Annotated in this window: 26 protein-coding genes; 6 read left to right on the top strand and 20 right to left on the bottom strand. The window is 61.7% G+C overall.

Features of this window, described 5'->3' with window-relative positions:
- Nucleotides 1-186 precede the first annotated feature (186 nt).
- The 3 genes from AC1HIL_RS41345 to AC1HIL_RS41335 all read left to right on the top strand — a co-directional run bounded on the left by AC1HIL_RS41345 (nucleotide 187) and on the right by AC1HIL_RS41335 (nucleotide 5,881).
- The gene (locus AC1HIL_RS41345) at nucleotides 187-1,506 is read left to right on the top strand and encodes an Nramp family divalent metal transporter (protein ID WP_479669673.1); all 1,320 of its coding nucleotides are present in this window, start codon (nucleotides 187-189) and stop codon (nucleotides 1,504-1,506) included.
- Nucleotides 1,507-1,616: 110 nt separating this feature from the next.
- Nucleotides 1,617-2,261: a hypothetical protein gene (locus AC1HIL_RS41340; RefSeq protein ID WP_479669674.1), complete on the top strand. Its 645-nt coding sequence runs from the start codon at nucleotides 1,617-1,619 to the stop codon at nucleotides 2,259-2,261.
- Nucleotides 2,262-2,668: 407 nt separating this feature from the next.
- Nucleotides 2,669-5,881, top strand: coding sequence for an error-prone DNA polymerase (locus AC1HIL_RS41335; RefSeq protein WP_479669675.1), 3,213 nt, complete (start codon nucleotides 2,669-2,671; stop codon nucleotides 5,879-5,881).
- Between the two features lie 178 nt (nucleotides 5,882-6,059).
- Here the strand turns inward: AC1HIL_RS41335 and AC1HIL_RS41330 are convergent, their stop codons facing one another.
- The 15 genes from AC1HIL_RS41330 to AC1HIL_RS41260 form a co-directional block, all read right to left on the bottom strand.
- A complete protein-coding gene (locus tag AC1HIL_RS41330) occupies nucleotides 6,060-6,692 on the bottom strand; it encodes a response regulator (protein WP_479669676.1) in 633 nt (210 codons plus the stop codon).
- A gap of 251 nt (nucleotides 6,693-6,943) precedes the next feature.
- Nucleotides 6,944-7,924: an SOS response-associated peptidase family protein gene (locus AC1HIL_RS41325; protein ID WP_479669677.1), complete on the bottom strand. Its 981-nt coding sequence runs from the start codon at nucleotides 7,922-7,924 to the stop codon at nucleotides 6,944-6,946.
- Between the two features lie 28 nt (nucleotides 7,925-7,952).
- The gene (locus AC1HIL_RS41320; RefSeq protein WP_479669678.1) at nucleotides 7,953-8,201 is read right to left on the bottom strand and encodes a hypothetical protein; all 249 of its coding nucleotides are present in this window, start codon (nucleotides 8,199-8,201) and stop codon (nucleotides 7,953-7,955) included.
- Nucleotides 8,202-8,283: 82 nt separating this feature from the next.
- Nucleotides 8,284-9,720 (bottom strand): sensor histidine kinase, encoded by a 1,437-nt coding sequence (locus AC1HIL_RS41315; RefSeq protein WP_479669679.1) that lies wholly within the window; start codon nucleotides 9,718-9,720, stop codon nucleotides 8,284-8,286.
- Nucleotides 9,717-10,229 carry a transcriptional regulator gene (locus AC1HIL_RS41310; RefSeq protein ID WP_479672834.1) on the bottom strand — a complete coding sequence of 171 codons (513 nt, stop codon included), beginning with the start codon at nucleotides 10,227-10,229 and terminating at the stop codon, nucleotides 9,717-9,719. The genes AC1HIL_RS41315 and AC1HIL_RS41310 overlap by 4 nt, the downstream gene beginning before the upstream one ends.
- Nucleotides 10,210-10,347 carry a hypothetical protein gene (locus AC1HIL_RS41305; protein ID WP_479672826.1) on the bottom strand — a complete coding sequence of 46 codons (138 nt, stop codon included), beginning with the start codon at nucleotides 10,345-10,347 and terminating at the stop codon, nucleotides 10,210-10,212. The genes AC1HIL_RS41310 and AC1HIL_RS41305 overlap by 20 nt, the downstream gene beginning before the upstream one ends.
- Before the next feature lie 122 nt (nucleotides 10,348-10,469).
- On the bottom strand, nucleotides 10,470-11,009 hold the full coding sequence (locus AC1HIL_RS41300) for a PaaI family thioesterase (RefSeq protein WP_479669681.1): 540 nt from the start codon (nucleotides 11,007-11,009) through the stop codon (nucleotides 10,470-10,472).
- Nucleotides 11,010-11,117: 108 nt separating this feature from the next.
- Entirely contained in the window at nucleotides 11,118-11,471 is a 354-nt protein-coding gene (locus tag AC1HIL_RS41295) for a hypothetical protein (RefSeq protein ID WP_479669682.1), read from the bottom strand.
- 25 nt (nucleotides 11,472-11,496) lie between these two features.
- A complete protein-coding gene (locus tag AC1HIL_RS41290) occupies nucleotides 11,497-12,609 on the bottom strand; it encodes a ParB/RepB/Spo0J family partition protein (protein ID WP_479669683.1) in 1,113 nt (370 codons plus the stop codon).
- Entirely contained in the window at nucleotides 12,606-13,379 is a 774-nt protein-coding gene (locus AC1HIL_RS41285; protein WP_479669684.1) for a ParA family protein, read from the bottom strand. Before AC1HIL_RS41285 ends, AC1HIL_RS41290 begins: the two co-directional genes overlap by 4 nt.
- Nucleotides 13,376-13,672: a TrfB-related DNA-binding protein gene (locus AC1HIL_RS41280; RefSeq protein WP_479669685.1), complete on the bottom strand. Its 297-nt coding sequence runs from the start codon at nucleotides 13,670-13,672 to the stop codon at nucleotides 13,376-13,378. The genes AC1HIL_RS41285 and AC1HIL_RS41280 overlap by 4 nt, the downstream gene beginning before the upstream one ends.
- Nucleotides 13,673-13,790: 118 nt before the next feature.
- A complete protein-coding gene (kleE, locus tag AC1HIL_RS41275) occupies nucleotides 13,791-14,186 on the bottom strand; it encodes a KleE stable inheritance protein (RefSeq protein WP_479669686.1) in 396 nt (131 codons plus the stop codon).
- Between the two features lie 54 nt (nucleotides 14,187-14,240).
- On the bottom strand, nucleotides 14,241-14,744 hold the full coding sequence (locus tag AC1HIL_RS41270; protein WP_479669687.1) for a hypothetical protein: 504 nt from the start codon (nucleotides 14,742-14,744) through the stop codon (nucleotides 14,241-14,243).
- Nucleotides 14,745-15,113: 369 nt separating this feature from the next.
- A complete protein-coding gene (locus AC1HIL_RS41265) occupies nucleotides 15,114-16,169 on the bottom strand; it encodes a hypothetical protein (protein WP_479669688.1) in 1,056 nt (351 codons plus the stop codon).
- Between the two features lie 46 nt (nucleotides 16,170-16,215).
- Entirely contained in the window at nucleotides 16,216-16,641 is a 426-nt protein-coding gene (locus tag AC1HIL_RS41260) for an antirestriction protein (protein ID WP_479669689.1), read from the bottom strand.
- Between the two features lie 799 nt (nucleotides 16,642-17,440).
- Here AC1HIL_RS41260 and AC1HIL_RS41255 point away from each other — a divergent pair.
- Entirely contained in the window at nucleotides 17,441-18,280 is an 840-nt protein-coding gene (locus tag AC1HIL_RS41255) for a replication initiation protein (protein WP_479669690.1), read from the top strand.
- A 1,006-nt stretch (nucleotides 18,281-19,286) separates the two neighbouring features.
- On the opposite strand, the gene AC1HIL_RS41250 is transcribed toward AC1HIL_RS41255, so the two are convergent.
- Together AC1HIL_RS41250 and AC1HIL_RS41245 are read right to left on the bottom strand one after the other, a co-directional pair.
- Nucleotides 19,287-20,972 (bottom strand): DUF4942 domain-containing protein, encoded by a 1,686-nt coding sequence (locus AC1HIL_RS41250; RefSeq protein WP_479669691.1) that lies wholly within the window; start codon nucleotides 20,970-20,972, stop codon nucleotides 19,287-19,289.
- A gap of 53 nt (nucleotides 20,973-21,025) precedes the next feature.
- Nucleotides 21,026-21,346 carry a hypothetical protein gene (locus tag AC1HIL_RS41245; RefSeq protein ID WP_479669692.1) on the bottom strand — a complete coding sequence of 107 codons (321 nt, stop codon included), beginning with the start codon at nucleotides 21,344-21,346 and terminating at the stop codon, nucleotides 21,026-21,028.
- Between the two features lie 657 nt (nucleotides 21,347-22,003).
- Between AC1HIL_RS41245 and AC1HIL_RS41240 the strand changes: the two genes are divergently transcribed.
- Nucleotides 22,004-23,254: a hypothetical protein gene (locus AC1HIL_RS41240; protein WP_479669693.1), complete on the top strand. Its 1,251-nt coding sequence runs from the start codon at nucleotides 22,004-22,006 to the stop codon at nucleotides 23,252-23,254.
- A 203-nt stretch (nucleotides 23,255-23,457) separates the two neighbouring features.
- Here AC1HIL_RS41240 and AC1HIL_RS41235 read toward each other — a convergent pair whose 3' ends face one another.
- From AC1HIL_RS41235 to AC1HIL_RS41225, 3 genes are all read right to left on the bottom strand, one after another.
- Complete coding sequence (locus AC1HIL_RS41235) at nucleotides 23,458-23,700, bottom strand: hypothetical protein (RefSeq protein WP_479669694.1); 243 nt, start codon at nucleotides 23,698-23,700, stop codon at nucleotides 23,458-23,460.
- A gap of 83 nt (nucleotides 23,701-23,783) precedes the next feature.
- Entirely contained in the window at nucleotides 23,784-25,784 is a 2,001-nt protein-coding gene (locus tag AC1HIL_RS41230; protein WP_479669695.1) for a ParB/RepB/Spo0J family partition protein, read from the bottom strand.
- 545 nt (nucleotides 25,785-26,329) lie between these two features.
- Nucleotides 26,330-26,704, bottom strand: a complete 375-nt coding sequence (locus tag AC1HIL_RS41225) for a single-stranded DNA-binding protein (RefSeq protein WP_479669696.1) — start codon at nucleotides 26,702-26,704, stop codon at nucleotides 26,330-26,332.
- Between the two features lie 60 nt (nucleotides 26,705-26,764).
- On the opposite strand from AC1HIL_RS41225, the gene AC1HIL_RS41220 reads away from it, so the two are divergent.
- On the top strand, nucleotides 26,765-26,975 hold a 211-nt coding region (locus AC1HIL_RS41220), incomplete at its 3' end, for a helix-turn-helix domain-containing protein (protein WP_479672825.1).

The following is a 26,975-nucleotide window of genomic DNA, read 5'->3' as shown; positions in this document are numbered from 1 at the left end:
GGTTGCAGCGCAGCTTAGTTAGGCGACGAGTTATTCCTGGCGTTAAACGTAGCGACTGGCGCTGACCGACAGATCAAAAAGAAGCACCGAGGCGTAGAGTGTTCACAGTTCTCGGCCTACATGGCGGTCCCCTCACAGGCAGCTATGTTCAGCCATCGTCGTGAAGGCAGTGCGGGGGCAGTGGTGATGGAAAAGACGGAGTTAACCGGTGCGGAGCGCCCTTCGGCTAACGAGGAGGCGGATCCTGGCGAAAAGCGCGGCTTCCTGAACCGCCTCGGCCCCGGCCTCATCACGGGTGCTGCCGACGACGACCCGAGTGGCATCGCCACTTACACCCAGGCCGGCGCGCAGTTCGGCTACGGCATGGGCTGGACGCTGCTGTTGACCTATCCGCTGATGGTGGGCATCCAGCTCGCGAGCGCGCGCATCGGCCGCACCACGGGCCGCGGCCTCACCTCGGCCTTCGCCGCGCTGTGGCCGCGCCCGGTGGTGCTGCTCGCGGTGCTGCTGCTGCTGGTCGCCAACGTCGTGAACCTCGCGGCCGACATCGGCGCCATGGCCGAGGTCGCGCGGCTGGGCCTGGGCGGACCCGAGGCGCTCTATGCGCTGGGCTTCGGCCTGCTGTCGCTGGCGCTGCAGGCCTGGCTGCCCTATCACCGCTACGTGCGCGTGCTCAAGTGGCTCACGCTCTCGCTGCTGGCCTACGTGGGCGTGGCGCTGGTGGCGCATGTCGACTGGAAGGCCGCGCTCGCGGGCGCGCTGCTGCCGCGCCTGCACGGGGATGCCGAGAGCATCAAGATGGTGGTGGCGATCCTCGGCACCACGATCAGCCCGTACCTGTTCTTCTGGCAGGCGGCGCAGGAGGTGGAGGAGATCGAGCGCGTGCCGCACGACCATGCGCTGCGGACCCATCCCGCGCAGGCCCGCGCGCAGTTGCGCCGGCTGCGGCTCGACACCTGGGTCGGCATGGGCTTCTCCAACGCGATCGCCTTCTCGATGATCGTGGCCTCGGCCGCCACCCTGCATGCCCATGGCCAGACCGACGTGAGCTCGACCGCGCAGGCGGCCGAGGCCCTGCGCCCGGTGGCCGGCAGCGCGGCGTTCGCGCTGTTCGCGCTGGGGATCATCGGCACGGGCCTGCTGGCGCTGCCGGTGCTCGGCGGTTCCGCCGCCTATGCCTGCGCCGAATTCCTGCGCGTGCGCCGCGGGCTCGAGCAGCCGGTGGGCGCGGCGCCCGCCTTCTACGGCATCCTCGCGGCCGCCATGGCCTGCGGCATCGGCATCAGCCTGTGCGGCGTCGATCCGATGAAAGCGCTGGTGTGGGCGGCGGTGCTCAATTCGCTGATGTCGGTGCCGATCATGGTCGGCGTCATGTGGGCCGCTGGCAGCCGCCGCCTCATGGGCGAGCTGGTGCTGCCGCTGCACTGGCGGGTGCTGGGCTGGGCCGCGACCGCGGTCATGGCGCTGGCGACCCTGGCCTTTCTCTGGACCAGCCTGTGGAGCTAACGCACTGTCGTTTCGGGCGATGAAGCCGAAATTCAACGGCATGTCCCACATCTCGGGTCTATAGTGGCGGGTTTCTGGCAAGTCTACAGATGGTCCCAACGCACTACGAAATGGAGCAACGGCTTCGAAAAGCCGGCGTCGCCCTGCGTGCGTATCCGATGCTGGACAAGGCGCTGGCGGCGTCGGATCCTGCGGCGGCGGATCGAATGCTCGTTGCCGCCGGCACTGCTTGGGAAAACGAAATCGAGCGGCTTTTCGCCATCCAACTCCAAGCCGAGGAACTCAGCAACTACTCGAGTTTCAGCAAGCTTTTTGACGAAATTTGCACGACCGCTGGGCTCGACGCAGCGTTGGAGGCTCTGAACGATGGGGTGCCGCATCGTTACTCAGCGGTTTATCGCCTGGTGGGCGATCGGATGGTGAATGTCGCGATTGCCGACAAGCAGCGTGAACCACGGCCGGCCTACTTGGCCGAAGTGCCGCGCGGGTCCAGTTTTTGCCAATACGTCCTGCGTGATGGATCCTTCTTCACCGGCGATTCGGGCCTCGACAAACGCCTGATAGGGCACCCGTACCAGGGAGTGATGCTGTCGTACTGCGGCATCCCTGTTTTTGACGCCGAGGGAAAGGCTGTAGGCACGGCTTGTCACTTTGATGTGATTTCGCAAGAGATCGCCGAAGAAAAAGTTGCTCAACTCAGAGCAGCCGCACGGATCCTGTCCACGCACCTGACGGAGCAAGCGGCCCGTCGTTGAGTTTTCTTTTCCCGCGAACCGCCTCGCGCGCGGTTTGGCTTGGCGAGGAGTTGGCGCCGACTAGATTGCCATGCTCACGAGAAAATCCGCCTACACAGCCGCTTGGCTGACGAAACGACACCAGTACATGGTGAGCATGAGGCTGGCATAAAGGGACAAGGCTACGGTGCTGGAAGTGCTGATGGACAGCGCCTTAAGTCGCAACGGTCGTGGAGTTGCTCCCGGACGTTGAACCTCCCTAGGCGGCGTAAGTCATTGATTTTATGGCGTATTTTTTCGGTAGCGGCCTTCAAAAGGCGGCGGAGAGCTGATGTGCCGCCAGAACCATCACCCAAATGCCTTAATCTGGCGATACTGTATGTATGTACAGTAAGACGCCGTCTCATGAAGATCCTGACTTTGGAGTCATGGATTTCGACCAGCTCGCTGGCCGGAAGCCTGGGGATGATCCTCCTCCATACGCGGAACTGCACTGCCGGTCGGCGTTTACCTTTCTCGTGGGTGCATCCCAACCCGAGGAGCTGATCGAAAGGGCAGCGGAAAAGCGGTATTCCGCTCTCGCGCTCACAGACGAGTGCAGTGTGGCGGGCGTAGTCCGTGCACACCTTGAGGCTCGCGAGCGCGGGCTCCATTTCATCGTGGGGACGGAGATGCTGTTCCATACGGCCGCCGGCGCCCCGTTCGCGCGCCTCGTGCTTCTGGCAATGGATCGCCGCGGCTATGGAAACCTCGTGGAGCTGATCACCGCCGCGCGGCGGCGAAGTGACAAGGGTCAGTATTCGGCGCTGGTCGGCGATCTCGAGGGCAAGATTTCGCGCGCTCCGCACCTTGCTGGTCTGCCTGGTTGCCTCGCGCTACTCCTCCCGGAGAAAGACGCCACCGTGGAGGGCATTTACAGCCAGTGTATGTGGCTGCGCGCCTGGTTCCCCGATCGCGCCTGGGTGCTAGCGCCGAGGCCTTTCGGCCTGGATGACGACCTGCGGAGCTGGATACTCGAACAAGCCGCCGAAAGGGCCGGCGTGCCCATCGCCGCGAGTCCGGACCCCGTCATGCACTCCCTGGGACGGAAGCGCTTGCAAGACGTGCTGACGGCCACTCGAATTGGCAAGACGGTGCGCACGGCCGGCTTCGAGCTCCAGTGCAACGGTATGGCCTACCTGCGCAGCCGCAACGAGCTCGCGGCCCAGTACCCACAGGAGTGGCTTCACGAGACGATCGCGATCGCGCGGCGATGCACGTTCTCTTTGGAAGAGCTCCGCTATGAATACCCCGAGGAAATCGTGCCGGAGGGCGAAACCGCGACGAGTCACCTGCGCAAGCTGACATACGAAGGGGCGGCGAAGCGCTTCCCGAGCGGCCTGAGCGCTAAGGTGCGGGCGCAGCTCGAGCACGAGCTCGAGATCATCGCGCAGCTCGCCTATGAGCCTTATTTCCTCACGGTCGAAGACATCGTGCGGTGGGCACGCGGCAAGGGCATCTTGTGCCAGGGCCGCGGCTCTGCGGCAAACAGCGCAGTCTGCTATTGCCTGTACGTCACTGAAGTGGACCCCGAGCGCATGAACGTGCTGTTCGAGCGATTCATCAGCGCGGAGCGCCGCGAGCCGCCCGACATCGATATTGACTTCGAGCACCAGCGCCGCGAGGAAGTCATGCAGTACATCTATCGGAAGTACGGCCGAGATCGCGCCGCGATCACGGGCGTCGTGACCAGCTACCGGACGAAGTCAGCGATTCGTGATGTTGGCAAGGCCTTGGGCTTCCCGATCGAGACGGTGGAAAAGCTGGCCAAGACAGCACACGGCGATGAGAACGAGTGGATCACCGATGAGTGCCTGGCCGAGAATGGATTGGACCGGGAGGACTTCCTCGTCAAGCAATGGATGGAGCTTGGGGAGACTGTGCGCGGGTTTCCACGGCACCTGAGTCAACACACGGGCGGGTTCGTCATCGCGCGCGACAAACTCAGCAGGCTGGTGCCAGTAGAAAACGCCGCGATGGAAGACCGCAGCGTCATTCAGTGGGACAAAGACGATCTTGATGCACTGGGCCTGCTGAAGATCGACGTGCTCGCCCTCGGGATGCTCACCGCGATCCACCGCGCGCTCGACCTGGTCGGAGCGAAGCTTGGCCAACGCTTCGAGATGCAAGACGTTCCGTCAGAGGATCCAGCGACCTACGCGATGATCCGCACTGCGGACACCGTCGGTGTCTTTCAGATCGAAAGTCGCGCGCAGATGACGATGCTGCCGCGGCTGCAGCCCGCGTGCTTTTATGACTTGGTCATTCAAGTTGCCATCGTGCGCCCAGGCCCGATACAGGGTGGCATGGTCCACCCATACTTACGCCGACGAGCCGGCGAAGAAGCCATCGAGTATCCGAGCGACGAGATTCGCGTGGCTACGGAACGCACGCTCGGCGTTCCCTTGTTCCAAGAGCAAGTCATGCAGATTGCGATGCTCGCGGCAGACTTCACCGCCGGCGAAGCCGATCAGCTTCGCCGCGCCATGGGCGCCTGGCGCAAGCGCGGAGGCCTCGAGCCGCATCAACGAAAGCTAATCGATCGCATGCTGGCCAAGGGCTACACCGCGGCCTTCGCTGAGCAGATAGCGAAGCAGATCGAAGGTTTCGGGAGCTACGGCTTTCCGGAAAGTCATGCCGCGAGCTTTGCGCTGCTGGTGTACGTCAGCTGCTGGTTGAAACGGCATCACCCTGACGCCTTCCTTGCGGCCCTTCTGAATTCCCAACCGATGGGCTTTTACGCACCGGCACAACTGGTGCGGGACGCGCGCGAACACGGCGTGGTTCTCAGGCCCGTCGACGTCACGATCAGCGACTGGGACATCACGCTCGAAGAGCCAAGTCAAGGCGCGGCCTCGCCGCGCTGGCTCGCGGATTACCGGGAGCCACTTCGAGCAGTGCGCCTCGGGATGCGCAGCATCAGGGGAATGCGCCAAGCAACAGCGATGCGGATCTCGGAAGCGCGCGGCGGGGGACCGTTCTTGACCGTCGAGGACTTGACCAGGCGGGCCGCGCTCGATGCCCACGATCTGCAGTGCCTGGCGAATGCCGATGCTTTGCGCGCTCTTGTGGGCGCGCGGCCAAACGCGATCTGGGAGACCCGCGGCGTGGACACAAGGCCGCCCGAGATGTTGCGCGATGCTCCTACCCTGGAAGACCCGCTTGGGTTCGCTGAACCTCTCGAAGGGGCCGATGTGGCAGACGACTACGCAACGCTCGGCTTGACGTTGAGAAGCCATCCCCTTGCTCTTATTCGCCCCAAGCTGACGGAGTTCGGCGCGTGGACTGCGGAAGATCTTCGAATGTGCGCGCGCGACAAGCAGCGGGTTTGCACGAGCGGCATCGTCACACATCGGCAGCAGCCGAGCACGGCGAGCGGGGTCATCTTCGCCACCTTGGAAGATGAGACCGGCACGGTCAACATCATCGTCTGGCCCTCGATCGCTGAGACATACCGCCGCGCATTGCGCGGAGCAACCCTGCTGACAGTGGAAGGAACCTGGCAGAGCGAGAAAGGCGTGAACTCACTCATCGCGCTCGAGTTGCGCGATCACTCGCCGCTGCTCTCGGGACTGCGTGCGACGAGCCGCGATTTCCGATAGGCGCAAGGCCCCCCGGCCTGTAGACCTCCTCCGCGCCCAGGGTCTGCAGCTGCCCTTGAATCCTCTGCATAAGGCGATCCGCGACTCATGCAAGGTCTCGGCACCGACATTGGCATGTGGATGGTCTGATGGCCTTGCTGGCACTGACAAGGGCTCTTCCGGAGCCCAAGCCCACCGTTTAGTCCAGCAGCTTTTGCTTCAGGCAGTAGTAGGTCAGGTCACTGTTCGTTTGAAGCGCCAGCTTCTCCATGATCCTCGTTCGGTACGTGCTTACGGTCTTCACCGACAGCGATAGCGCCTCGCCGATCGATCCGACGTTCTCCCCCTTAGCTAGTCGGATGAGCACCTGAAATTCACGGTTCGTTAGCCGCTTGTGCGGCGCGTCTTCCACTTTTTTCTCGAGTTCCGAGACAAGGATTTCGGCAACCACAGGGGTGATGTAGCGACGCCCGTCGGCTACGGCACGGACGGCCTTCGGAATATCCTCAGGCGCACAGTCCTTGTTGAGGTAGCCGGCCGCACCTTGCCGGATGAGTGCCACCGCATACTGCTCTTCCGGATATCCGCTAAGCACCAAGACCGCGACATCGGGTGCTTTGGCTCGGATCAAGCCAATCGAATCCATCCCATTTTGCCCGGGCATGGATAGGTCCAGGATAAGCACGTCTAACGGGGTGGTGCGTACGAGATCAATTGCCTCGCGACCTGACCTTGCTTCACCCGCGACGTTGAAGTCTTCGAAGCTGGAGAGCAAGGCCTTCAGGCCTGCCCGAACCAAGGTGTGGTCGTCGACGATTCCGATGTTGATCATGTCAAGTGAGAGGTAAGAGGCAGAGCCTGCAGCTAACCGACACCTTGCCACGCCAGTTCGCCATTCTTCGAGCCCAGACCCAAATTGCGAAGTCGGCCTACGAGTGAGCCGGGGAATATGACAATCTCACGTCGCAAGAACGCGACATGCCTACGAGAGCCGCGGTATGTGTCCGGAAGGCTCGAACGCTTTCACAGACGTCCTAAGATTCTCGGCATAGAAAAACAAGAAAGCCGCGAGAAAGGGGAACGTCAAGCAGCAAGTCGATGCTCATAGAAAGGACGTTCCTCCCTGTCCTGCAAAAGGGACTCCAACGCATCGAGGGAGTGATCTGCCGGGCGGAGCCAGGCTGCGACGTTCTCGCGGCTCAGCTGCACGATGCAGCGGTCATGGCCAGCGGCCGCGACTTCAGGCGGTGGATCGTCGGTGATAGCCGAAAAACTCCACAGGTCCGGCTCCTCCGAACCCGCGGGCGGAATCCAGTGGCTATAGAGGCAGGCGATGACCATCTCCTGCTGCGGCCGAGGCTCAAAGCGCAGCACCAAATTCTCAGGGGCCTCTCCCGCCTGCAGCTCACGATGCTCCGCGACGTGGCGCTTCACATTCTCAAAAAAGGCGGTCGTGAGGATTACCCCATGGGTCTTGCCGAACTCGTGCCGCCAGAAGCGCCTGAGGTTGTCAAAGCGCGAGTTGTATGCACCCGGGAACTTCAGGTCGAAGTCCGCCGGCTTGCCGGCAGGACGAAGCTGATAGCGCATGAGTCGGACCACCGCCTCGCCGTCCTCGATGATCAACACTGGCGCCATCCACCCCGGGAAGATCCTTGTATCGCTCTCGCGCAGCTCGGTGCGGCGCAGGCTCTCCAGCTTGACCAACCCGTCGGCGATCTTCTTGCTCGCGATGCGTCGATCCTCGCTCGCTTTTTTCGTGGGCTTTTCCTGCAGCGCTCGCTCCGCCGTCACCAACCGCTTGCGCTGCACGAAAAGATCCTCTTCGATCGCCCGCGTCGACGCAGCGTCGTGTTCCTCAATCAGGGTGCGGATGGCTTCCTGCGCTTCGTCATCGGACTGCGCGAACATGCGGTCGACGGCCCTTGGTATCCGTAGAGGCGGCTTCGTGGGCTTCTTGCGGCGCCAGTACGTGTCGTAAAACGACTTCAGGTCGAGCCTGGCCTTCGGAAAGAGCCGCTGGAAAGCTTTGAAATCAGATCGAACGGCCGCGGAGTAGCACATGAGTCACCTCGTTCACGGCCTGCGGAGGTCACTCCAAGGGCGTGGGAAGAGTCAGTGAAAAGTCTTTCGCGTCTTGCGCCTTCATCCACCGGAACGCCGGCGTGCGCAACTGGTCGACCAGGTCGAGGCGCTGAGACAAGGTTCGCGATTCACCCAGATGCTCAATCTTGGCGTGGATTTCTTCGTCGCGAAGAATCTCGACACGGCCTGCGCCCTCAGAGACGAAGTACCGCAAAGTCCAGCCAGCGTGCTCTTCTGCGTGGAATGGTATCTGCATGGTAGGCGGGTTGTCGTACGACCATTATCGGTCATCCGCCCCGCGTGGTCCGTTTGGCACGGACACGTATGAGGTTAGGTTTTCAAGTCTCGGCCACGGGAATCACCAGGCGGAAGACCGTGCCGTGCCCGACCGCCGAGCGCACGATCACCCGGTACTCGAGCAGGGCAGCGAAGCGCCTGACGATCGCCAGTCCCAGGCCCACGCCCTTGGTGCGGGCACTATCTGCATTGGCCTCCTGGTGAAAGGCCTCGAAGATCTTCTCGTAGGCTGCTGGCTCGATCCCCGGCCCCCGATCCCAGACCTCGAGCCAGATTTCCCCCTTGCGTCGACGAGCGCAGACGAGCACCTGATCGCGGGTGAACTTCAGGGCGTTGGAGATCAGGTTTTCGAGGATGCGCAGCAGCATCGAGGCATCGGTTTCGATGACATCGTTGGCCAACCGAAACTTCAGCTGCGTGTTGGTTTCCACGGTGAGCCGCTCAAACTGCAGGTCCAACTCCTGGAAGAGAGACTGAATTTCAACGGGCTTGAGCCGCGGCGCCTCTGCCAGCGTCTCCATGCGTGCGAAGTCGAGCACCTGGTTGACGTAAACCTGCAGCGACGACATCTCGTCGCCCAGTCGCTCCAAGACGGGCGCGACTGGCTCCCCGTTCTCGTGCGTGGCCATGCCCGCCAGGACCCACATCTTGGCGGCGTGAAGGCGCTGCTGGAAGTCGTGGCTCGCATGCCGGAAAAACTCCGAGCGCGTATCAAGCGTCTGGTACGCGGTCTTCCTCAGCCGTTCCTCCGCTCGCTTCGCCGCGGCGAGCTCAGCGACCACCTTGCTCATTTCGCGGCTGTCCTCGAGCTGGGCGTTCAGCTGGTGGACCGCGATGTACGTGTAGACCCAAAGGACCGTGAGTATTGCGAGGTCGATCAGGATGAGCTCAACCAGGTTGGCCAGCCCTAGCGTGTAGAGATTGATGCTGAAGCCGAACCACAGCGACGAAACGTAGATGATCACCGCGACGGGTGTCACGGGCCACATTCCCGTCATGGCCAGGCTGATGCTGATCAGCCCGACGACAAGGAAGATCTGCCGCACTGACATGGTGGGCCCTGAAAAAAGCCAGATGGTCCACACCCAAAAGGCACTGGCGATCAACACCATCAGGACCGGTATCAGCTTCAGCAAGCCAGACCGACGGACGTCCTCCGTTGGTACCGACGTGACGCGCTCGAACAGAACGGTTCGCACAAACCAAATCGCGAACGCCGTGGTGACCCATGTAACTAACGTGAATCGCGGCAGATGTGGGGAAGAAAGCTCCGTCACAAGCAAGCCCAGGACCGTGAGCCAGTAGGCCAGATGCTGGACCTGGAACTGGCGCTTCGCCAAGTGCCGATGGGCCAACGTCACATTGATCAGCTGGCGTGAAGCTTTCGGTTGATCCGCGCCCTGATGCGCTGAGGCCTCAATGTCTTCCCGAGAAGCCGGCTTGAAGACATGCATGGGGTTCAACAAAAGATCCTTCATTGACGTTCTCCCTGTGCTTGCGCGATCAGGCCAAGCGAGATTGCTTTGTGCCGTGCGGCCGTTACAGTCTCGCAGGACAAAGCGGCAAGCGCGCTGCTGAGGTGATACTGGGCTGAGCGCTGGTCGATCTCCACGATGCGCGCGATGTCTTTTGCGGCATGTCCTGCCTCCGCCGCCTCCAAACAGAGCCTTTGCATTCGCGTCAAACGGACCGCCGCGTCAACTGCGGTCGGCTGAGCACTCTCGAACACCCGCTCACCCGCGATTGCGCGCTGTAAGCTCTCCTCGAGCTTGTCGATCTCCGTGGCCTTCAGGATGTACCCCTGAAAGTTCTCCGCTTGAGCTTGCGCGAGGTAGTCCGGGCGAAACGTTCCCGTCAGGATGCAAGTGATGTGGGCCTTGCCGATGTCCCGGATCTGCATCGCCAGCGACAGTCCAACGGCACCTGGGACGTCGAGGTCCAGAAGTATCAGCCCCCAACGATCAGGATCATCCTCGAGTGCCCGGATGGCCTCGGGCGCAGTTGCACATATCCGGATTCTCGCCGACCTCCGAGTTCGTGCGGATCCTCCGCGCCGTCGCTTCGCTCACATAGGGCTGGTCTTCGACGAACAGGATGTCAATCATTGTGGGTGGTGCCTTCAGAAAGGATAGACACGAGAAAAAGGCGTACCGAGTACGCCCAAAGCACGCTAGGGGAGGGCCGCTCAATCCTTGCCAGCGGTCGGCAAGGCCTTCAGCGGCTTGCTCTACTGTCTAGCCTCAAACACACGGCACTCAGCCGTCGCCGTCGCATACAAGGTGCCGTCGGGCCCTACAAGGCGAGAGGAAGCCGAGCAGTGCCGCGCCGTCCGCTCGAGCACGGTTGCTTCAGCGCGCACGCGGTCTACAGCCTGGCGCAACTCGGTCACGAACTCGACTTTCACGGCCGAGGTGACATAGCTGAAGCCCGCGGGCAGGGTAGTGAGCACCGCGCTACCCATTGCGGAATCCATGATGGACTGAATCCAACCCGCGTGGATCGCGCCGTCGTGGTCGGTATAGGTCAAGGAAAGCGCCCCTTGGAAGACAGCTTTGCCTTGCGCCACTTCGATCGCGCTGAAAGTCAGTTTCTTGGCGAACTCAGCGTACGGGACGGTGCCCTCGATCATGCCCTCCATCACCTGCTGGCCGGTCCTGGTCTTAAGAAGCTCGAGGCCTGGCACGCCAGCGCCAGGCCCTCGCGAAACAGCGGTTTGGACTTTGCTCTCTTCTTCGAGCCAGAGCCCCAGGCGTTCATTCGGTGTCATGTGCTCATCCTCTACAAGCTATGACTCTGAATTTCAACATCGGGTCCTGATTTTGGGAATCCGATAAACATACAGTCCACGCCGCTGTCCGGCGGCAGCAACACGCGCTCAACCTCGCTCGGCGTTGGTCGCGTTTGGCCGCGCCTGGTCGAGCAGCTTCTCCAAATGAGCACCAGGGTCCGGGCTGGCTTTGCGGATGTGCTCGGAGCCGGTGGCGGAGCGTAGGCAGGCCACGGTCGTGGAATGGCCCGAAGGTAGCGTTGGCAGCTTGCACTCGTAGGCAAGGAGCGCGAGCAGCGCGCGGTCCTGCTGGGGCATTTCCATCAGGTTTGGCCACAGCACCGACAGGCGTGCCTGAACGTCGTCCGCCATCGATTCTCCCGCCCGCTTTCCGATGAACGTCGCTGCCACCATGACGGCCGCTCCAACGACGACTACCAGGGAGATCGCTTTGAGGTTCATTCGGATCTGCTCCTGTCGTCTGGCGTCAGAGGGTACCTTCCATGATGCGGTTGAGCTTCAGCTGTCCAATCTCGATCTCAACCTCCTCGCCGTTGTCCTCGTACTTGATCCACGCGAGACCGTCAGCGGATGGTCGCTTGGTCGTGAGCAAACGTGCGTCGCGCTTCTTGTAGGAGCCGAGCACGATTGCCTTCTTGAATTTTTCCGCCTCACCCGGCTTATCCGCAGGCTGCGAGGTCTCCGGGCGCTCACCGCCTTCTTGGCTGGCAAGCGTTCCGTTCGAGTCGCCTTGCGCTCGCGCCCCACTGTCCGAATCAGGATCGCCTTCCGTCAGGCCGCGGACGTCAGGGTTGGACTGCGCAGAGGCTGCGTCGTTGCTCTGAGTCGGGGAGGGGGGCGTGTCTTGGCGGGCGCCCTGCGCGTCGATGTACTCACGCAAGAGCTTTACAGACCCGCGCGTGATCTCCTGTTCAGGATCCGCGAGCCATCCCTTCACCGCCTCCGGTTTTTTCTTGTAGGCCTTGTTCAGTTCGGCGATCAAGGTCACGTCGGAGGAGCGACCGTTGTGGAAGGCTTCGGCGACGGGCGTCGGCATGTTCAGCAAGCTCATGTGCATCGACACATAGGCAGGGGAAACATTCAGCCTGATCGCGAGCTCACGCTGGGTGATGGACTGTTCTTCCATCTCGCGTTGGTAGGCCATCGCCTTGTCCAACGGGGGAGTGTCCGCACGCACCTTGTTGACCAGCAGCTGCTCAACGCGTGAATACTTTTCCTCGATGAACGCGGGAATGGTCTTGAACTCGTTCGCCTTGACGGCACGCAACCGTCGTGCGCCGTCGTTCAGAATGAAGCGGCCCTGCTTCGTCGGGTGGCGCGAGACGCTGATCGGGACCTTGACGTTGTGACCAGCGATCGACTGCTTCAGCTCTTCCATCTCTTCTTCATCGAACGTCTGGCGCGGCTGATTTTCGTCCTCGTCGATCAAGTCAACGAGAAGCTGGATCGGTGTCCCTTCGGTAACCGCGGGAGTCGATTTTTTGTCGAGGAGGCTCGACAGGTCGCCGAGGGCCTCCAGGGCGAGGCCGCTCGAGCGCGGGGCAGATTTTGTGGTGTCTTTCGTCACGGCGGTGCTCATCCTGCAATCTCCATTTGCTCGTACACGTGCTGGGCCAGGGCCCGCACTTCTTTCGTTGCGACCCTGGCGGCCGTCTTCTTGATAGCCCACACGGGAACGTTCATGCCCAAGGCCTCGGCGATGCTGTCGCGCAGACCCACGCTGACCGGCATCACCTTGTTCGGATAGGTCGCGCGAAGCTCGGCAAGATTGGCAATGTGTCGCGGCTTGCGAGCGTCGACCTTGTTCGGCAGCATTCCAAGAAATTGGAGCGTCGGGTTGTACTGCAGTAGGTTGCCGATCTGCTTGTTCATCAGCACCATGCCCTGCAAACTGTAGGCCTCGAGCTCCACGGGCGACACGACATAGTTCGAGGCCAGGATCGCCGCGGACATCGCCTTGCCAAGAGACGGAGCGGTGTCAATCAAGCAGACATCGAAGTGTCCTGCCAGTTCGGCGATGCTTGCGCGAAGTGCCGTCGCAGCGCCGGCGAGGTCAGAAGTACTGTCGAGGTTGGCGAGAGCATTGTCAGCGGGAATGAGAACAAGTCGGCCTTCGCCCTGGTCTTCTGCCTGAACTGCCTGACGCAATTCCGCCACCCTGGAGGAAAAGAGCCCGCTCGCGGTGAAGGTCGACGCGTAGCGTCCCAGCGTGGTCGACGCATTGCCTTGCAGGTCTAGGTCGAGCACAACGACCCGCAGGCCGCGCTCAACGAAGTCGAAGGCCAGGTGACAGGTGACAAAGGTCTTGCCTTGCCCGCCCTTTTGAATTGCCGTTGTCAGGGTCTTCATTTGTGCCGTTTTTTCTCTTCGGCCGCCCTGGCCCACAGACGAACCTGGTAGGCCTGCACCGCTGGAAGCACCGCCTCCACGCGTTCGTACCCCTCCGGGACTTGGCTGGCCTCCCACACCTTTGACACTGCCTGTGACACCGCCCCGGGTGTCAGGTCGTTTTTCGCCGCGACCGCGCTTTGCATCTGCCCGTCGATCAGGACGGCCCGAACCATTTCGATCGTCTTCGGCGCGAGCGCGAGGCCCTGCACCGCTTTTCGGAATTGATCTTCCGTTAGCCGCTTTTCGCTCATTCGATTCACCCATTTTCAAATCTCCGCACTCTGAAGTTTGCACACGGGCGGTAACCGCCGCCTAGCTTGTAGTTTAGCTAAACCATTCGTGCGGGACAACGATTTTTAGCCGCTAAATTCAATTATTTTCGCTATGTCGTTTGCTCGCGCCTTCAACAAGCACTGAACTGTCAGGCCTTCTTGCCGCCCGACCGGGGCCACGGTAGAGCGGCGTGCCAGACCCGACAAACCAGGTTAGCCCCGCAAAAATAGTGAAGTGACCAACGAACATTAGCCCTGCGTGCCCTTCGACGTTCCACAGCAGCAGCATGCGAACAAAGTGCCAAGCGACGTCCATGGCAAGCACCCATCGCAGCGCAGGCCAAAAGAATGCGACGACAAGTCTTACCGCGTCCACCTGGAGGGCGCTGCTCTGGCGCGAGCCATCCGCTTCAGTGACAGACGCGGCATTTTGTGCGACGGCGGGTCCGCGTACGCTGCGCGTCGGGAAACTCACAATATTGGACATTTTCATCACCCTTGATTGATTTGAAGGTCCGGGGTCGCGCGGGCGCCACGTCCAATTTGCCTACGGCAGGCGCGCGGTCAACGCTGCGTCCAGAAGCAACCCGCCGAGAAAAAGCACGAATAGGACCGCAGGTAACCAAAGAGCCGCTATCGCGATCACTTGATAGGCACTGCTCACGCTTAGAGCTGTCATTTGCGTTGCCCCGACCGCGCACACCAACCAGGCCAAGACGCAAAGCACCGCCCCATCGGCCTTCAACCAACCAGGTACGTGTTCGCCCGCCTGGTGATTGACGCAGACTCCCCAGCTGAGCACGGCGATTGCCATCAACCCCCCGCAGGCAGCAGACCAAAACGATGTCCTGCCAAGCGTCGCCACGCTGATACAGGCCTGGGCAACATTTCCAGCAACACCGACGATCTCGGTCCAGTTCTCGTATGTCCAGCCTCCGATGGCGATAGAGGTGAACACGAGCGCGAGCCCTGCCGCCACCTTGAGTGCGCTGCCTTTTGCTGCCGACCAGACTGGCAGAAGGTCGTGCTCCTTCCGATTCGGAGTATTCATGCTTTCCCTCCGATATGGAGAGCCGTTACCCGTCGAGTGGCATCCAATCCATTCGCAATCAGGTGAGACCGTACCAATTTAGCCGCTAAATTTCCCCAGCTGCGTCTCGGGCTCCCAGATGCATCCGAGCCCGGCCCGGTGGCACAGCAAAGCCCATGCGGAATAGGGTACGTCCGCCTCGCCCCCCGCCCATCTTCGAACCACCCGACTTCCCTTTTCGCCCATCCCGAGGAAGCGCGAAGCCGCGCCACCGCTGAGGTTGGCGCGCCGCAGGATCTCGCGAACTTCGGCGGCGGTTGGTGCTTCCCAGCGCTCGGCCGGCAGAAGGCATTGCTCACGTATGGCATGTTGTTCGTTCACATCGTCCTTTCAATTCAAAGGCCGAAGTGCCTCCATTGAGTAAACGGTTTGGATGCACGACGGATCTCGATCAACGATAACCCGCCCGGTGCGCGTCTTCTTGAAAGTCTTCGGCACATCGTCATGTGCAAAAACCTGCTGGGTGTCCTCGTACACCCGATCAATGATGATCTTCTTCCCCACAAGCGCCTTCATCCCAGGACGAAGCTCAAACGCGATCTCGCACCGCTGCCCCGGTCGAAATTTGACCTCGCTGGCGTAAGACCCTCTACGCCTTTCTCGCTCCGCTGCTTTGGCGCTGGCCAACCGCGCGCGCGCTGCTTTAGCCCACTTGCGGACGATAAAAGCCTGTTGCGCGGGCAAGATCACGTCGACAAGCTCGAACCCAGCCGGAAGGCGCTGTGAGGGGGTCGGCGCCTCAGCGCTCCCTTGGCCCCAATCACCTACCTTCTGGCGCAACCAATGCGGCCGCGATTGCTCCGCCAGGCGTGCCCCGTACTCAGGCTTGATCGATCGACGGCCCTTTGCCACCAAATCGGCGAAAACGCTGCGGACATGCGCCTCGAATCCTTCCCCGGCCCGCGGACTCACAAAGCGCGAAAGGAAGCCCGTTTCGCTGATGAAGGGCCTGTCGAGGTCGATGGCATGGAACTCAAGACCTCTGCGGTAAACCTCTCCCCCGCCTAGCCGGCTGACGACATGGGCTCTGATTCCATCTGTCTCCAGCAAGAACTCGCCGCGCTGGCACCAACCTGGAATCTGGCCAGGTCGTGCCCGGCAATGCCTCTCGACCAAACGACCTGGGGCGCCTTTGCTGGCCACGTCGTATGAAGCGAACATGGTCCCTCCATTCAACTTCCAGATCGCAGCCTCGTAACGACGGGCAGAGACGGCTGCCTCTGCCATGTCGCCCCGCACAATGGCTCGGTCACATGCCAACGCGTCAGCTAGCGTCCCCTCCATCAACGCATCGACCGACTCTGAGAGCGCTGCGGCAAAAGACGCCAGTTCTTTATCTCGCGAGCTCGCATCGCCCGACAAGCCCTTTTGCTTCTTGACCATCAAGATCCCTGATTTCTTGCAAGTGCCCCGGCGATGCCGGGGCATACGTTCAATCGATGGCCTGCGCGATCAATGACGCTTCCGGATGCTCGGAAAGCGCAAAGTCGCGTAGGAGATGAAATTGCTGAATGTGTTCGTCTAGCTCGGTCTCGTTGCACAAGACGTTGAGCGCAAAAATTGTGGCAACAATACCGGCCGCCTCCGAGCTCATCGAGCCATCGAAACCGTTGCTCTCGACGGAGATATGCATCATGGATGGCACGTCCAACGGGGTCATGAAGAACCCGCCATTGCTCAGCTCATGGAAGTTCCAGCTGCCATTGCGGTAATCCTGGCTAAGCGACTCCATGAGGACAAAGGCCAGCACCTCTACCCGCCACCCATGCGCAAAACCGACGTGGTCCGAAAGGACGCGAAAAGCCCGTTCCGGGCCGGCGGGGGTGATTGCGATGCGGCTGAGATTTGCGTCGTGCATGAACTGCTCCGGTGATCGACCATGGCGAAATGCCCGGCCATGCGTTCAGTTTAGCTAAACTTCGATAAATCGTCAATGCATGACGGTTATATCCGATGCCACCCCCCTCATGGAGTCAAACCCGGGCAGTGGCTTTTGCGTGTCTTCCAATGAAGGTGAACGTATTTGTTTGCTCTGTGGTGAGAACGATGGGTGGTAGTGCGAGAGATTTGTTATGTGCAGCGCGAATGCGCTGCTGATTGGGGCGTAGCCCCGCGGTGCCGGGTGGGGAGCGCGAAGCGCGGGGCGGAGGCCGTAGGCCGGAGGAGGCGGCAGGGCGCAGCCCGAGAGCCGGCGCGTTCACCTTGAGCCGTAGGCGCCAGCTAAGGCAGGTGAGCGCAAAGCGCGAGGGGCGCAGCCCCTTGCCTCGCCGCCCAAAAATTTCGTCGATCGCGCGCGAAGTTTCCTTAAACTTTTCTTCTGTTTCTTGAGGCTTGCGACTTTGTAACAAAACGGGCCGGGAACCCGCATGGAGCCTCGATTCTGGCTGTGGACAACTCGGGCCCTATTCGGACATGGGCCGGGGTTATTCGGACGGTTTGCCGGGTGAGTCGGACATTGGCCGATGGCTGTCCACAGATGTGTTCGGACAACGACCGGTTGCTATCCACTGACCTATTCGGACAAACACCGGTATCGCGTGGTTTTGGGCCCACTTTCTGCCCAAAAACCGGGCAAGCGGACATTGACCGCTCGGTGTCCGAATGGTTAGAGTTCGGACATTGACCAATGATGTCCGACAAAACCGGAGTCTGTCCGAATGAGTACTCCCTCTAGCAAGGGCGCCGACATGGCCGTCTTCATGCCCGAAGACGCGCAAGACCGTCACGTCTCGATGAGCAATCGACTTGCACGGTCGGCGCAGGGTTTGAACCTGGCCGAGAAGCGTTTGGTAGCTCTCGGACTGGCCAGCACGGATTCTGTGCCACAGAAGGGGTTGGCTCTAGCGGCCAATGCCGGCTGGAAAATCCGTGTGACCGCAATGGAGTACGCAGAGACCTTCGGCGTACACCCGACCACTGCCTACGAGCAGCTGAAAGCGGCCTCGGAAAAGCTCTTCGAGCGATACGTGAGGTACGAGGTCAAGGCTGGCCGCCGCAATCAACCAGCTGAGAAGAAGTTCCGCTGGGTTTCCGGCGCAACGTACGCACCAGGCGAAGGCTACGTTGAGTTGAACTTCAGTCCCGAAATTGCCCCCCACCTGCTTGGGTTGCGCGAGCAATTCACGAGCTACAAGTTGCGGCATGCGGCCGCGTTCAACAGCGTCTACGCATGGCGGCTTTTCGAGGTCCTCAAGTCCTGGCAGAGCACCGGGTGGTACACCACCACGATCGAGGACTTCTGGGAGGTGATGGAAGCCCCTCCCAGCTGCCGCAAGGATTTCAAGGCCTTTCGCACCCGCGTGATCGAGCCTGCAGTCGACGCAATCCAAGCCAAGGCCGGCATGGTCATCGAGTGGACCCCGGTTCGCAAAGGAAGCCGGCGCGTCCAGGGCCTCGAGTTTCGGTTTGGCAAGGATCCTCAAGGCCGGTTAGACATGGAGATGCCCGATGTCGACCTTGGCGCGTCAGAGGCCGAGCAGGAGGAGCTCGAGCAGTGACGCGAAGGGGCGACGCTTCCCGCCCTCACACCCGGTGTTTGTCCGAATAGAGGGCTCACCTGCGAACCCGGTGTCCGTCCGAATAGGTCCCTGGCTGCGACCCGGGATCCGTCCGAATACGTTTGCACGAACCCGGTCTATGTCCGAATAGACGGCGACCATGGGCGCCAGGCACCGCGCGCTTGCCGCCGCGGGGAACCCGGCCTTTGTCCGAATAGGGAGCCTTCCCACCCGACATGAGGGGTCTGGAACCCTCTTGTCCCCTCCCGGACATCACTCTAGAGCCCAAAAAGGCCATCAAAGGCGCTTCGCGCACCTCCCGCGTGTTTCCTCAGGCGCAGCGAGTGAGTGTGCGCCCACATGAACCCGGCCTTTGTCCGAATAGCTTTAACTCAACCCAATGCGCTTTAGTTGAAGACGGGGGTGGACGGACCCGGTATGTGTCCGAACAGGGAGCCGAGCGCTACGGAACGGGTTAGCTCAACGGGGCGCAAGCCCGACCCGGTATCTGTCCGAATAGGGAGCCAAGAGGGCAGCAGGGGTTTAGCTGAAGGCAAAGCGTCTCGAACCCGGTCTTTGTCCGAATGGGACACCTGGACGACCAGAAGAGGGGCGATCAGTCCCACCAGGCCCCCTGGTCATGCCATCCGTGCCTGAGTTATGCGCTCACGCGGGGTCTCCCGAGTAACCAGAAGCCCGCAGATCGCCCTTTACAGCCCCAGGAGGGCTAGCAGACCACCCACCTCCCTACGCCGTGCGAGCTTGGGCGGGTAAGCGCGCATGAAGCGGCCCCGGGGTGTGAGGACCCAGGCCCGCCCCCGAAAGATCTCATTCGGACATCCGCCGATGAGGAAGGCTTTCCAGTGGGCGAGGTCGTCTGACACTTCGACTTCCGTCACCTGAATTGCGCCTGGGAAGGCAGGGCGGGTCCGCAGGCCAGCTCGAAAAACCGTCCCGAGGCTAGGAAACCAACTGGTCCGCTCGCCATTGGCCAGCTCGTACAGTTTCATAGGACACCTGCAGCTGCGGAAGCGGCCGATGCGCGGGCGCAGGCCTTGGTGAACTTGAGCACCACGACGTCGACCGATGCGCCGGGAAACTGGTCACGAAAGACCTCCGACCATTCCAGCGCGCCACCGGTAAGCGGCAAGGTAGATCCCGGCGATTTCGCCGAGGCGGGCAGCACGGCAGACAGGATGCCCCCAGGACACAGCAGTGCCGCGGCCGCCTCGAGGTGCATGCGCCACCTGCCTTCTGAGTAGGGGGGGTTCATGACGATGCGTTCGAACGCATGCCCCGCGCCTTCAAGAGCCCGAGCGGCCGACCACTGCAGAAAGTCAGCGCACTCCACCGCATGCCCCTTCGCGCGCAGAACGGCACAGTGCAGCGGTGCGATTTCGACGCAGCGAAGCTGCTCCTTGGGCACGAGGTCAGCGATCGAGCCCATGCCAGCACTCGGTTCCAACACACGGTGTTCGCCGGCGATGTCGGCCATTTCGACGACCCTCTCGGCGATGCTGGCAGGGGTCGGAAAGAACTGGTGCGCGACCTGGTCGGGAATACAACCGGAATTGATGATCTCGCGGATGACAGGGCCGGGCCGATAGTCGAAACGCCAGTGGCCAGCCTGGGGCACGCCGCCGATGACGCGCAAGACATCCTCCGCCTGCTTGCGAGCGTTCTTGTCGTGGTCCGAGTAGCTGAATGACAGCGCGTTGGGCACATCCCGGTACCGCTCGGGCCATTCCTTGCCGACACGTTCTCGCGTCAGCCTCATCTCGGACAGCTGCTCGATGACCGCGAAGGGCAGAGGCCGCCCCATCATCTTCCAGTCTTTCGGCCGCTTCTTGGGCTTCACCCGGAACTCGGACGGAATCGCCAGCGGATAGAGGTGAGCGAGGACCTGGTTGAGCCGATAGGCGATCTCCGGATGCACCTCCAGGTGCGCGGTGCCCACCTTGTAGACCCGAATTCGGAGGGTGCCTGCATCGAGCGTGACCCAGGTCCCAGGCGTCCGACGCGCCGCGTCCACAACGTCAGAGGTCGCGTTCCAGCGCGGAGCATCGCGGCCCATGAACTTCGCGATGACCGCCCGTAGATCGTTGATGCGACCGGCGCGGCTGTGATCGACCGACCCGTATTCGCTCACCGCGCCGGCGATGATCATCCGCTGTGAAAAGCCTTCGGGTACGTTGGTGACATGCGCACGCGAGAGAGCTTGAAAAATGCCGTCAACGCGCTCCGCAAAAAACTGGGAACGCATTGCAAGCAAGTCGCGGATCGTGGCGCGAACGGTCTCGCCTTCGAATGCCGGAGCCTGCTGCTTGCGGATCTGCTCATGCCACTCGTCGCGTCGCTTCTGCGGCATCGCATCGAGCACGTCTGTGAGTGCGAGCGCCTTCGACCAGTACGCGCTATTCAGAGCCGCGATCGCGCCCTCGGCGTTGAAAAGCTGCTGAGCCGACATCTCGAGCGTGATCCGCCCGCGATCGTCCGACCGATTCCCCTCCAGGAAGTAGTGCAGGACGCTCGAAGGTGTCTCACTGGCCATGAAGTTGGAGACCTCTGCGATGCGCTTGAGGTGGAATTCGTAGGAACCGATCAGCGGCTCGAGTGCGTCGGTGGGCGTGGGCGCGAAGAACTCGGAGCCGCTCTCCGCGTCGACCAGCACCATTTCGGTTTCGTCGTACATCTGAAATCCTGAGGGTTGTTGCGGCGGCGCTTGGCCACCGCGCGGTTAATGAGTTAGTCGCGGCCCAGGGCAAGAGTGGCGATCGCGTCCGCACAAGGGGCGAATCGGGAATGGGCACGCTTCCACTGCTGGTAGTCCTCGAAGTCCATCGATTCCCGCGTGAACAGTTCACGCTTCACTTGCTCGACAGCAGCGTCTTCGACGACCGCGAACAGAACCTCAAAGGCTTTGCGCACGTCATCGCGTGGGCCCAGTTCCCGCCAGCCACCGAGAACGGAAGGGGCATGGACGACGAAGTGGGAAAGGATCACCCCCGTGCGATCGCCAAACGACCATTGGGCGAGCTCCACGGTAATGAAATGAAAGTGCTGCATGTGAACTCCTGACTGATTTGGGACCGACCACATCGTTTATATCGAAATGGTCCTCTTTTTTGGAGTCGAACCGAACCGGCCTTTGGCCGGTTGCGTTGTGTTCGCCCGGTGAACGGCAGCGCACGGGGCAGCGGGCGAGCAAGGGGGAGGATCTGTAAAGGCGCAGCCTTTATGGATACCCCCTTGCAGGAGCAGCCGGTCGCCCGATGGCACGGGCGCAGAGTCACCGAGCAAGGCGAAGACGACGCAAACCCAAAGGTCGAGTCGACGACGGCAAACCGGAGGAGGGGAGACCTGGTGGTGCGCGCCGCGGGCGCGCCTGGCTGTGTTGGCAAGCGCAGCGCGCAGCGCCGGCGGTGCCGGCGCGGAGGCGTCAGGGATGGAAGCCCGAAGGGGCGAGACAAGCGCAGCGCCGGCTCGATGCGCAGCACGACAGCCCGGCCCGGCTACGCCGGGCGACGCCCTTCATAGCACGTAGAGGCTCGCAGGAGAACCACCTGTTTCTGGGCTCGGGCATCACAGGGGAAGACTATGAGGAGAGCATCATGCTTTGCAGCGGCGCTCGTGTGCCTGCTGTCCGCCTGCGACACCGTGCCTGAGAAGAAAGGCGACACCGCTGGGGCCGCTCAGTCAGCGGGGAGTGGATCCGCGGGAATCATGGATCGTCTCGACGCCCCACCGTCAGTTGGCTATGTTCTCGGCAATCAAAGTCAATTAGCTAGAACACCGGCCCCCCCTGTCGCGCAGGACCCGGCAGTGCGCTTTGATGTCACCCCGTTCTCGGACTTCTCCCAAAACACGCCGCGGCCAAGCGCGCTTGCCTATGCGGGTACCTATACGCGTTTCGAGATCAAGGGCGCGTTGAATGAGGCAGCGGCTAGCGCGCCGGGTGACACGAACTACGGCTATTCGGATCCGCGGGGACTCTTTGCGAAATTCATGTTGGGCCTAAAGTACGACACGAATTTCTCGGTGCAACTGCGCGCCGGGACCTATGAGGAGACAGTGTCTCTGCTGACCTTAGTGGCGACGAGTGACCGCAACGGCTCGAGCTGGTCGCGTGACGTGTCGCACAACGCGTTCAACTTTCCCTGGTTCCTCGTGACACCGACGTCCGGTGCGTTCGTGCCCAGCATCGCACCTCGCGTGCGCGTCGCCTCCCTTATGAGCTCGGGGGTAGCAGCAGCTGCATTGAAGACCACGCTGAGGGCCGTCGAGACTCTCAGCCCGCAGTCAAACGTAGTGACGACCCTGAGCGCAGCCGCGGCGAGAAATCGAGCCGATGCGATCGACGAAATACTCAGCCGCTTGTTTGCGACGCAAATTGAGGAGGCGCAACGCAGCGACCTGGACGTAAAGTGGTGGCACTCACAGGCCGGCGCGACCATCAAGTTGCGCATTCCAAAGGACCCGTCCAACCCAGGCGGCGATCCTGTCGAGGTCGGAAACTGGACCGTCAAGTTCGCTCCGCCTCGCGTTTCCCTCTTCTCGGAATATCGGCTGTGTTCCGCAGGCCTGGACGAGTTTTGCAAGCCGACCTACAACAATGCGGCCGCGGAGGCATACAAGGCTTTCCCGCCGGTGATCTTAGGATTCAACATCAGACCAGGTCTGACCATCAGAAAATGGGTGGAGCAGGAGTCGTGGTGGGCGGCTACCCGAGATCGATTCACCGGAGTCCCGGAGAACGACCAGGAGGTGGCCAGTGAGCTCTGCGCGACCATGAGCGTGACGTTGAACGCACTCGGGCTCAACACGATCGATTCCGATCTCGTCATCTGGTCGATGCTCCAGCTTTCACCGAGACCTCCTCGAAGTGAAAAGAAACCCTTGAAGTACTGGGAGGCGCCAATTTGCAGGGAGATTGGCGAGCGCGTCAGCGGCGCGAAAAATGCGAATGTCCGTTGAGCCATGAGCTCCCTGTGCGCGCGCTTAGCAGAGGCGCTGGGTGCGGCGCGCGCAGCGGCGCCCGGTCGCGCAGCAGGCCGCAAGGCCAGGCACTGGCCGCTCAACCCAGAAGACACCGGCAAAGCCGGCTGATCACTTTTTTTCGCGGCAGCGAACCGATCGCCGCCCTCGCGGCTGCCCCAGGCTGGCAGGTCACATGCCGGTCACGAAGATTCCGAGATCCGCTCCGCGATCAGGCTCGCCTCGTCCATGTCGAAGTACAGCATGAGCCGTTCGCCATGTTGATTCAGGACCTCGATCACGCCGTGCGTATCCAGGGTGAATCGCATCTGCTCGGCCGACACATTCGCCGCGTGAACCTCGAGTTCGCCGTCGGTGTCCGAGGTGGTGACGATGATTTCAGTCGAGTGCACGGATATACGAGCGGGCGCGTGATCAATGGCCATGTTTTTACTCCAAGGAGCGTTGTGAAGGGACCCGCGCCGCAGGGACGCGGGCTAGAAAGAGGCGGCAGTGCCGCCCCTTCGGCTTATTCGGCCGCGCTCTCCTCGTTCATCGGTGCTTCATCGACAACGGGAACACTGCGCAGCGGCCCTGGGAGCCACCCGGTTCCCGCCAGCTTCGAAGCGCAGAAAGAGTCGACATCTGCCTTCTTCATGCCCGAGGCCTCGCTTGACGGGTCGGCCCCAGTTGCCTCGGAGACGGTTTGGAGGCCCTTTGCCTTGCTGACGGCCGAGAAGAAGGTCGCAGGTGTCGCGGTCCAGTAGTGCGCCATGTCGAGCTGCAGGGCATCAGCGATCATGTCGCTGTCGTCGCGCCCTTTGCGCGCGTCGCCTCTGACAACGTTGAGACTCCGAGCCACACAGAACGACAGAAGCTCCGCAAGGGTATCGCCCTCCTGACGCAGCAGCCAAGCGAAAAGCTCGGACGAGCTCTCCGGCAGCATCGACGCCCATTTTTCTTGCAGCGGCTCCAAGTAGGAGCCGGCAGGAGATTCGGCGTAGGTCGGAGCTGCTTGCGCGATGCGCTCGCCCTTGGTGGCTTCCAAGGAAATGTTCAACGGCGAGCCACGATAGCTGCCGCGTGCGCTGAACAGTTGCATGACCAGCACGTGCAACAGCGAGACCAGGGCCACGCGATGATTCTTCGACAGGGTTGCCTGCAAAGCCGCAGTGCGGTGCGAAGTCATGTCGCGCATGTGCCGATCGGAGTACTCGGCACGCAAACCCTTCTGGACGGCGAAGGGCACCTCGCCGCCGCTGGCAGCGATGGCCAGAGCAACGGCCTTCTTGTCGGAGGGCTTCACCAAGCCAACATCCGCGATGAGTTTGCCGGAGTAGTCGAGTCGCAGGACCACTCCGGCGCGAGCCTTCTGCTCTGCCGTCCACTCCTGAGCGGCTTCCTCGAATTCCTGCAGAGCTTTGCAACTCGCTCGGCAGGCGTCATCGAGTGCCGCACTCTTCGTCTCCCATTGCTCATCGGAGTCCTCGGCGTTCTCTTCGAACTCGCTTTGAGCTTTCTCAGCCGCTTCCATCGCATCGGCAAGTTGCTGGTGTTTGCGTGTTTCGGTCGCCGTGAGTTTGCGCATGCCGATCGCCTCGCGGCTAAAGTTCCGATACTCGGTTGCGTCGGCATCCAGGTCGCATTCGACCCAAGACCAGCCCTCGGACTGGAACTCGCTGGCCTTGCGCTGCAGCTTGTCGTCGGCGAGCTTGCGCAGCAGCGGCATGTTCTGGATGTAGCCGTCGTTCGAATCGGAGAACAGGTCACGTCGAACGATGCCCCCGGCCTTCTCATAGCCCTTCACGCCGACGTAGCGGGCAAAGCGGTGCGATAGGGGAGCTTCATCCTTGGTGATCAGGTTGCGCAGGTGGTAGGCCGAGCGCGATCCGCGCGGCATTGCTTCCCAGGCGGCTTCCTGCACCGCGTGGTCGTCGGACTGCGCCAATGCCAGCAGAACGTCGCTCGCTATTTCCCCTTCGCGGTACATCTTGAGGAACCTGGGCGCCAGCCTTGCCAACTTGAGCCGCCGCTCGACGGTCAGGGGCGTCACACCGAACTCCCTGGCGACCTCTGCCACCGACTTGCCCTGTCCGTCTATCCGGTTGCGGAAGGCTACGATCTGCTCGGCAGGATGCATGTCCTTGCGACCCAGGTTCTCCGCAAGCGAAATCCGCACGGCTTCGGCGCTGTCGAACAACCGGCATTCGATCTTGACCTCAGCGGGCCAGCGTCCCTGAGTGATCAGCAGGCCGATAGCGACGAGGCGGCGCCCGCCAGCCACGACGCCGTAGCCGTCGCCTTCCTTGACGACCAGCAGCCGGTGGAGCAGTCCCATGTTCTCGATCAGCGCGGCCAACTCGGCGATTTCCTCGTCGGTGGGTTGAGCGTGCTTGGTTCGTTGGTTCTGCTCGCTGATGCGAAGTTGCTCGTACGCCAGGAGCACGTCCTTGCCGACCGGCGCAATCACGGGCGTGGTCAGTGCTTCGATGGCTTGGGTCGGTGCGTTCTTGCGGTTCTTTGCGGACATGTTGATTGCCTTTCAAAAGTGCGCCGGTTGTTGGTTGCCCCTCTGCGAAGGGCACTCCTCCATGGAGTTGGACTTGAAGCGAAGCCGGCCGCCGTTGCTTCGCGTTCATCGCCCGGTGAACGGCAGCGCACGGGACAGCGGGCGAGCAAGGGGGAGGGTCTGTAAAGGCGCAGCCTTTATGGATACCCCCTTGCAGGCGCAGCGGTCGCCCGATGACACGGGCGCAGAGTCACCGGACAGAGCGATGAATGCGACGCAAAGGCGGCGCGTCGAGTCGACGACGGCAAACCGGAGGAGGGGAGACCTGGTGGTGCGCGCCGCGGGCGCGCCTGGCTGTGTTGGCAAGCGCAGCGCGCAGCGCCGGCGGTGCCGGCGCGGAGGCGTCAGGGATGGAAGCCCGAAGGGGCGAGACAAGCGCAGCGCCGGCTCGATGCGCAGCACGACAGCCCGGCCCGGCTACGCCGGGAGACGCCCAGACGTCCCCATGCGTCACTCACAACAACAGGAAGCAGTTGCCGCTCCCCATCTCGCGCTTCCCGCTGCGTTCAGTCCCTTGGCGGATATTCGATGTGCTCGATGATGAAGTCGATCTCATAACGCTTCATTCCATCGCGCTCGTAGTTGTTGTTCTCCATCCGGCCTTCGACGACTACGCGCATGCCTTTGCGCAGGTACTGCGAGTGGTTCTCTGCACGTCTTCCGAAGTCCTTCAGCCGCAGGTAGGTGACCTGCTCTTGCGTAGACCCCTCGTTGTCGCGCCACTGGCGGTTGCAGGCAACATCGATGAAGACGACCGAGTGAGGCCCATCCGAAGGGCGAAAGTCGGGGTCGCGAGTAAGATTGCCCGTCAACAGAAAACGGTTAAGGTTGTTCGGCATTTTCGATATGTCGGTTGGTTGAGGGACCACCAGACTATCCATGCGGACGATTCCGTACAAGAGATTTAGCGGCTAAATTTCCCGCGAGGACCTACAAACGTCGTGTACATCCACATCTTTTACACCAACGTCCTGAGACTGCTCGATGAGCGTCGGATGACGAAGCAAGAGCTCGCTGAGGCAGCGCAGATCTCGATTTCCTTTCTGTCGGATCTCACGAATGGAAAGGCGAACCCGTCGCTGAAGATCATGCAAGCGATTGCCGACGCGCTCGAGACGCCACTTCCGCTGCTTCTGGAAATGACCGATCTCG

The organism is Variovorax sp. ISS6, from assembly GCF_056523145.1.
Note: the sequence above shows the minus strand (reverse complement) of the source record. Positions and strands in the feature narration are given on the sequence as shown.